A 3,829-nucleotide genomic window follows, 5' to 3' on the forward strand; every position below is an offset into this window, starting at 1 on the left:
GCCTCGTCGTCTCGTTTCGCCTCTTCGACGTCGTTCGTGATGGCGGTGTTCGATACGTTCGCGGAACGAGCGACGTTCGAACCGCCGTTTCGGTCGAGTACAAATAGAGCCGAACGGTTTGGTTATCGGCCGAACACTTTCCCTCGTTTGGGCTGATGGACATCCCTCGTTATCGCTCGAATCCGTTGTCCGACAGAACGGATAGCAGATCCGTTACGGGACCGGTATCGTCCGACAGTTCGACCAAATCCCGTTCCTGCTCGTACTCCACGACACCGTGTTCGCTCAACCGTGGAATATGGTTGTGATAGAGACTCAAATACACGTGTAACACTTCCTGTTCGTCTATGTCGGGGAGTCGAACGTCGTTCTCCGCTACGGCGACTTCCTCGGCCAGATCGGCCAACGTGAGCGCGAGATCGTGCTGTTTTAGGCGATCGATGACGAGATGTCGCCGCCGATTCGCGACGAGGCGCAGAACGGTATCAACCGACAGTTCGCCAGGTGGTCGTGTAGCGGATGTCTCAGTTCGGGAATCAGCAACCATACTCCTAGTAACGGGCCTGTATTGGAAAAAATCATTGTGGAATCTCTACCTCTGTTGCTGCGGATTCAGCACTCGACCGCCGTTATCACGTCGGTTTCCACAACTCGTAGCGACGACGACCGATGGAGGTCTTCCCGTCGGTTACTCCTCGACGACTTCCTGTCCGAAGTGGTTGAACGGTTGGGTACGTTCTACCTTTATTATGTCAGTGCTCACGATGTCCATCCCCAGTTCGTCTATCTGTTCGGTGATGGAATCCACCGTGTCGGAGTTGACGGCGATCGCCTCGACGTGCAAGTTTTCGGTCCCTGTGAGCAACTCTCGAACGGTGACGACCCCGGTTATCCCCATCACTTGATCCGCGAGCCTCGAACGGTTGGAGGGAGGGGCACGACAGACGATGAGAACGTGTAACTGGTAGTTCGCCTTCTCGTAGTTGATATCCGGATGGTACCCCTCGATGATTCCTGCGTCCTCCAATCGTTGAATACGGTTTCTGACGGTGCTCGCCGACACATCGACTTCTTCCCCCATCTCCGCCGCAGTGCTGTTTCGGGCATCGTTCTGTAGCGCGTGGAGTATTCCTCTATCGACGTTGTCGAGCCGAACCGGACTCATATGACGGTCTACTTCCGTCTCACTGATGAGGATTTTGGCGTTTCGAATACTTCTCCGAAACATTACGTTCCAGCGCAGTGGTCTCTGCGTATGGCTCGGCAACTCGCACCCTGCGTGTGGCTGCTCGAACTCGGGATTCCCGTCGTCGGAGCCAACGCCTTCCTCGTGGACGACCGGACGGTAACGCGTGACGGTGCCGTAACGCTCGTGGACGCCGGTCTCCCGTGGATCGGCCTGCGCCGCGAACTTGGGGACGCCGGATTCCGTGTCGCGGACATCGACCGCGTGCTCATCACCCACTACGACATCGACCACATCGGCGGCCTCCATGATATTCCCGACCTCGACGCGCCGGTGTTCGTCGGCCGACGCGACGCCGACCTTCTCGCCGGAATCTACGACCCGCCGCTGTTCCACCACAAAGGGGCGTTTCACCGTCTCGTCCGGCGACTCGTTTCGATTCCGTCCCGACTCGACGTGCGTTCCGTGGACGACGGCACGCGTATCGGCGGGTTCACGGCCCACCACACCCCCGGCCACAATCCGGGCCACACGGCCTACGTCCACGACGAACTAGGGGTCGGATTCCTCGGCGACCTCGTCTGGGAGCGCGACGGGGCATTGACGCCGCCCGAATGGTGGGACTCCTACGATACCCGCCAAATCAAACGCAGTATCCGGCGGTTTGCGGGTGCGGTTCCGCCGCTCGAACTCCTCTGCATGGGCCACGGTCAACCGATCCTACGGGACGGTTCCGAGGTGCTTTCGCGACTCGTCCGACGGTTGTGAACGCGTAAAACGATGGTTTCGGTACGGTTCGATCGGCTTCCGTAATCGGCCTACACCTCACTTCGCCTCTCCTCATACGCCCAGTTCGTCGGCCACGTCGTGAATCGAATCCACGGTCAGGTCCGGTTCGCCGTCGAACGGTTCCCACGGCATATCCTTTCGATTCAACCACACCCCTTGCAGTCCGGCGTGTTTCGCGCCGATCACGTCGAACCAGCCTGCGGTGACGTGTGCGAGTTCCTCGACCGGCGTCCCGATTCGGTCGGCGGCGTGGCGGTACAGTTCGGCGTCCGGTTTGAACGTCCCGATCTCATCGGCGCTGATGGTGTCCTCCAGCAAGTCGCCGATGTCGGCGTGTTCGACCATCGAGTCGAGCATTTCGGGGTTGCCGTTGGAGACGACGTAGCAGTCGTACCCGCCGTTTTGTAGTCGCTCGATGCCGTCGCGCACGTCGTCGAACACGTCGAGTTCGTGGTACACCGACAGGATCTCGTCGCGTTCGTCGTCTTCGATGTCCGCGTCGTGGGCCGACAGAGCGTATTCGAGCGCGTCGCGGTTCATCTCGTAGAACGGTTGGTAAGCGTCCACGTGGTTGGCGACGAACGTGTATTCGAGCGACCGGGCGCGCCACAGTTTCGAGATTGGCTCGGGGTCGGACACGCGCTCGGCGAGCGCCTTCTCCGCCGCATCCACGTCCACCAGCGTGCTGTACGAGTCGAACGTCACCGTCGAAACTGCCTCGGGATCGAAAGCCATCTCCTGACAGGTTGGGTCGGGAACGAGTTAATCGCAGGGGTCGGACCGAGAAAACGATTATTTCGCTCCCCGACGTAGTATCGGTATGGCCACGTCGAACGACCACGATTCGCTGCTTCGACTGCTCGTCGGGTTGATCGTCGTTCTCCTGTTGCTTCCGTTGGTGATGATGGCGTTCGCGTTCCCGATGATGGGCGGATGGATGATGGGTGGGCGATACGGAGCGGGGTACATGCCGTTGTGGGGATGGCTCGTGATGCTGGTTCCGCTCGTCCTCCTCTTCGCGCTCGGGTACTTCGTCTATCGTTCCCTCCACCGCGGTGATTTCGGGAGCGACCCCGCACTCACGGAACTACGGACGGCGTACGCTCGCGGGGATATCTCCGAGGAGGAGTTCGAGCAACGACGACGGCGACTCCGCGAAGAAAAGTGAGCGTTTTCGATTCGCTCAGTCGGCGGCCTGTGCGCCGTCGTCGCGCATCTTCTTCGGGTTCATCATCCCCTCCTTGACGCCGAACCGGACGAGCGCGGTGTTCACCGGATATGCGAACAGGAACCCGACCGAGAGCGAGAAGACAAGCGACCCCCAGAAGAGGGGTTCGCCGAACGTCGCTCCCCCGGCGAGCAGGAGGTCCGTACCGATGGCGGCGAGCTCCATGACGGTTATCGACGGCGTCTCGCTGTAGAAGGCGTCCATGAACGCGGACCGGAACCCTTCACCCTCCTGAATCAGGGGACCCACCGTCAGAGCGTAGCCGAACACGTACGCGAGCGCGAACGTGCCGACCGCCTGTACGAGCGTGCTTCCGATGGCAAGCGCGCCCGCGATGGCGACCATCCCGACGACTTCCCCGGCACCGCACCCGGAGTAGCAGTGTGCGGTGGAGAGGAAGCCGCGACGCCACAGCGAGTCGTGGGATATCTGGGTTCGTCCGGCGAACCAGTAGACGGCCAGTCCGAACGGCCCGGAGTACAGCACCACCAGCGTCCAGACGAACTTCATCAGCGACGGGAGCGCTTCGTTTCGCTTTCGAATGTCCCACCAGAGGACGCCGACGCAGACGAGGACGCAAAGCCCCCAGACCCCGAGTACCGTCGAATTCGAGAGTATCGGCTTCA

At 60.6% G+C, this 3,829-nt stretch carries 6 protein-coding genes; 2 read left to right on the forward strand and 4 right to left on the reverse strand.

Annotation, left to right across the window (positions count from 1 at the left end):
* Positions 1–169 precede the first annotated feature (169 nt).
* Together WBV42_RS06385 and WBV42_RS06390 are read right to left on the reverse strand one after the other, a co-directional pair.
* Entirely contained in the window at positions 170–547 is a 378-nt protein-coding gene (locus WBV42_RS06385) for a DUF7344 domain-containing protein (protein ID WP_423985285.1), read from the reverse strand.
* 141 nt (positions 548–688) lie between these two features.
* Positions 689–1,165, reverse strand: a complete 477-nt coding sequence (locus WBV42_RS06390; protein ID WP_423985286.1) for an Lrp/AsnC family transcriptional regulator — start codon at positions 1,163–1,165, stop codon at positions 689–691.
* A gap of 90 nt (positions 1,166–1,255) precedes the next feature.
* Between WBV42_RS06390 and WBV42_RS06395 the strand changes: the two genes are divergently transcribed.
* Entirely contained in the window at positions 1,256–1,954 is a 699-nt protein-coding gene (locus WBV42_RS06395; protein WP_423985287.1) for an MBL fold metallo-hydrolase, read from the forward strand.
* A 72-nt stretch (positions 1,955–2,026) separates the two neighbouring features.
* Here the strand turns inward: WBV42_RS06395 and WBV42_RS06400 are convergent, their stop codons facing one another.
* Complete coding sequence (locus WBV42_RS06400) at positions 2,027–2,710, reverse strand: haloacid dehalogenase type II (RefSeq protein WP_423985288.1); 684 nt, start codon at positions 2,708–2,710, stop codon at positions 2,027–2,029.
* Positions 2,711–2,795: 85 nt separating this feature from the next.
* On the opposite strand from WBV42_RS06400, the gene WBV42_RS06405 reads away from it, so the two are divergent.
* Positions 2,796–3,143 carry an SHOCT domain-containing protein gene (locus tag WBV42_RS06405; protein WP_423985289.1) on the forward strand — a complete coding sequence of 116 codons (348 nt, stop codon included), beginning with the start codon at positions 2,796–2,798 and terminating at the stop codon, positions 3,141–3,143.
* 15 nt (positions 3,144–3,158) lie between these two features.
* On the opposite strand, the gene WBV42_RS06410 is transcribed toward WBV42_RS06405, so the two are convergent.
* Positions 3,159–3,829: DUF4396 domain-containing protein (locus WBV42_RS06410; protein ID WP_423985290.1), on the reverse strand; the 671-nt coding region annotated here is incomplete at its 5' end.

It is taken from the genome of Haladaptatus sp., assembly GCF_049589095.1.
Lineage (GTDB): Archaea > Halobacteriota > Halobacteria > Halobacteriales > Haladaptataceae > Haladaptatus.